Origin of the sequence: Actinoalloteichus spitiensis RMV-1378, assembly GCF_000239155.1 — a bacterium.
GTDB lineage: Bacteria > Actinomycetota > Actinomycetes > Mycobacteriales > Pseudonocardiaceae > Actinoalloteichus_B > Actinoalloteichus_B spitiensis.
Genome location: NZ_AGVX02000195.1, coordinates 1 through 3,255, shown reverse-complemented (window position 1 = coordinate 3,255; position 3,255 = coordinate 1). Strand labels below are relative to the sequence as shown.

3 protein-coding genes are annotated in these 3,255 nt (G+C 73.5%); 2 read left to right on the top strand and 1 reads right to left on the bottom strand.

Annotated features, from left to right (window positions below; translation table 11 throughout):
• The coding region (locus ACTIDRAF_RS28085) for a cupin domain-containing protein (protein ID WP_016698596.1) at positions 1–705 on the top strand (705 nt) is incomplete at its 5' end.
• 84 nt (positions 706–789) lie between these two features.
• On the opposite strand, the gene ACTIDRAF_RS0209980 is transcribed toward ACTIDRAF_RS28085, so the two are convergent.
• Positions 790–1,404, bottom strand: a complete 615-nt coding sequence (locus tag ACTIDRAF_RS0209980; protein ID WP_016698595.1) for a phosphoribosylanthranilate isomerase — start codon at positions 1,402–1,404, stop codon at positions 790–792.
• Positions 1,405–2,174: 770 nt separating this feature from the next.
• On the opposite strand from ACTIDRAF_RS0209980, the gene ACTIDRAF_RS0209975 reads away from it, so the two are divergent.
• Positions 2,175–3,255 (top strand): coiled-coil domain-containing protein (locus tag ACTIDRAF_RS0209975; protein WP_016698594.1); only part of this gene is annotated, 1,081 nt, incomplete at its 3' end.

The following is a 3,255-nucleotide window of genomic DNA, read 5'->3' as shown; positions in this document are numbered from 1 at the left end:
GAGGACGGCCGGCGCGGCGGGTCACCCCACCTGCACACCGCCTCGAGCGAAGGCTACGTCGTGCTGTCCGGCGAGGGCCGGCTGGAGACGCTCGGCGCCGAGGGTTACCAGGAGACCCCGCTCGCCAGGGGAACCCTGCTGTGGTTCACCCCGGGAACGGTGCACCGGTTGGTCAACCTCAGCGGCGACCTCGAGATCCTCGTCGTCATGCAGAACGCCGGTCTCCCGGAGGCGGGTGACGCCGTCCTCACCTTCCCGTTCGAGGTGCTCGCGGACGGGGAGCGGTACGCCGACGCGCACCGCATCCCCGCCCCGGAACCCGACGAGGGGCCCGAGGACCTCGACAGCCCCGCCGCGCTGGCCGCCCGCGCCCGTCGTGATCTCGCCGTCGCCGGCTACCTGGAGCTGCGGGAGCGGGTCCTGGCCGAGGGGCCGAGCGCGCTGACGCCACTGCACGACGCGGCGGCGCGGCTCGTGGCTCCCCGAGTCGCCGAGTGGCGGTCGAGGTGGGAGCGGGGCGCGGCGGCCCAGGCGGCCCACACGGGACGGGCGCTGGCGGACCTGGCCGCCGGGCGAGGACCCCACCTCGGAGAGGCGCGGGTGCGTTCGGTCCTCCCGAACGCCGGGCCGCGCGGGTACGGGATGTGCGGCCGGTTGCGGGTCTGGGACCTGGACGGGGCCGTGGTGTCCGGCACCGGCAGCTGAGGGCGGGGCGGACAGGGCAGGGGGCGCGTCCCACCGCTCGCCGCCCCGGCCCAGGCCCCACCCTCCCGTGAGGAGCTGTCCTGGTCAGCCGGTGGCCGCCGCCCGCGCCGCCCGGACGAACTCCTCGATCAGGACGTGGTCCTTCACGCCCCGCTCGCGCTCCACCCCGCTGGACACGTCCACACCCCAGGGGCGGAGCACCCGCACGGCGGTTCCGACGTTGCCGGGGCGCAGCCCACCGGCGAGCAGCCACCTCCGGCCCCCCAGGAGCTCGGCGTCGGTCGAGGACCAGTCCCAGCTCTCGCCGGAGCCCGCGACCGGGGAGTCGACCAACAGTAGGTCAGCGCGGGGCTCCGGCCCGTCGCCGGGGCGGCGCACCGCGTCGATCGGCACGGCCCGCACCAGCCGGACGGGGAGGTCGCGCACCGCGTCGAAGGCCGACGCCGGGTAGTCGCCGTGGAGCTGGAGCGCGCCTACCCCCGACTCCACCGCCAGGTCACGGGCCTCGGTGGCGGACACGCCCCGGACCACGCCCACGGTGAGCACCTCGGGGGGCACCAGCTCGGCGAGTTCCCGCACGCGCGCCGGGGCGAGCTGGCGGGGGCTCTCGGTCAGCACGAAGCCGACCGCGTCCGCTCCCGAGGCCACCGCCACCGCGACCGCGGCCTCGGTCGTGAGCCCACAGATCTTGACGAACACCCACGAAGTCTAGTGCCATCCCGGCGGCGCCCGGGGGCCACGACCCCGTCGAGCGTGCCCGGTCGCCGGTTTCCGAGTTCCGGGGAGGGAAAAGGAGAGGCCCGCGCCGGACACCGGGGTGGTCGTGTTCCCTCGGAAAACGCCCACTCCAGGAAGGGGGTGGCGATGGGGAAAAAGCCATGCCGGGTCCCTCCGCCAGGTGGGAACAATCTGGCGGGGCGTGGTGTTCCGCTATTGGCCGGCGGCTGGCGGAGTTTGTCGTTCCTGCGTGGAACCGGAGATCATGTCCCGGTCCGCTTTCCGTTTTCGGATTCGTGGCGCCGATCCCGGTAAAGGGGCGTCGGGCGCATCCCGGTCCCCGCCGCCGGCCGGTTCCGCGATTCCCCGCCCCGTGGCCGTGGCGGGGAGGAGCGGCTCACCCCGCGTGGGGGAGGTGAGGTCGCGGGAACACGGCGTTCGAACACCTGATCGACTACGTGATGCCGCCGATGTGCCCCGTCCGGGGAAGGTGTGTCAGGGAACCGGGTGATCCGTCCGGGCGAGTCTCGGGGCGCGGGCACCGACTACGCGAGCCGTTCCCCCGACAGGGTTATGGATCATTCGCGAGGACCGCCGCCGATGCGAGCGATGTCCACTCTGCCGTGATCGCGACGTGATCTCGCCTGGTCGTCGGCTCGTGCCCCCGCCGGCGCGGGCCGTTCCCCCTCCCGGCCCGGTCGTCCGGTTGGTGGAGGGACAACGGGAATCGTCGACGGTGTTAGAATCATGCAATGGCGCGCGAAGAGGACGGAGAACTGATCCCTCTCAACCCGCCCTTCGACGTCGTGTATCGCGGTTTCCACAGAACCCAGGTTCTGGATTACGTCCGGTCGCTGGAGGGTGACCTGCGGATAATCGCGGCCGATCGGGACGCCGCGTTATCGCAGTGCGCCGATTTGCGGAACCGTCTCGAACTCACCCGGCGTGACCTTGACCAGGCGCGGGAGGCCGCCGACCGCATGGTCCAGGAGCCGGTCAGCGCCGCGACGTTGAGCGAGCGGCTCCAGCGGATGCTCGCCCTGGCCGAGTCGGAGGCGGACGCCCTGCGTGCTCAGGCCGACGAGTACGTCGTCAACCGCAGGGCGGAGGCGGAACGAGAACGCGACGACCTCTGCCGCGAGTACGAGCGGCTGGTCGCCGGCCAGGAGGAGCACCGCCGCCAGGTCGAGCGGGACTACGAGCGCCGCGTCGCCGACATGGCCCGGGAGTACGAACGCCGGTACGCCGGCATGCTGGCCGAGGCTGAGGCGGTTCTCGCCGACGCGAAGGCCAAGGCCGAGCAGCGGATCTCCGACGCCACCGCCGCGGCGGAACAGACCGTCGCCGAGGCCACCTCGACCGCCGACCGGCTGGTCGCCGAGGCCACCTCGACGGCGGAAGGGATGGTCGCCGAAGCCACCCGCCGGTGCACGCACATCGAGTCCTCCTCGGCCGCCAGGCGGCGCCAGGTGGAGAAGGACTTCGAGATCGCGATGGCCAAGCGGCGCAGCGACGCGGCCAGGAAGCTGCGTGAGCACGAGGCTGAGGTCGAACGACGCCTCGCCGCCAGGACAAGGCAGGTCGACGAGCACGTCGAGCAGCGGTTGCGTTCCGCCCAGGACAGGGAGGACGAGGTCCGGGAGGCGCAGCGGTCCGCGCTCGCCCAGTTCGAGGCGGCCCGACGGTTGCTCGACCAGGCGGCGGGCAGTGTCCGCGTCCTGCCGGAACCCCGGGAGTCCGCCCGGGGGGAGTCCTCGGGCGCTGCCCCCACGTCGCCGGCCGCCGTCATGGCGGGGGACCCCTCTCCGCCGGCCGCTCCGGCCGACCGCCCCG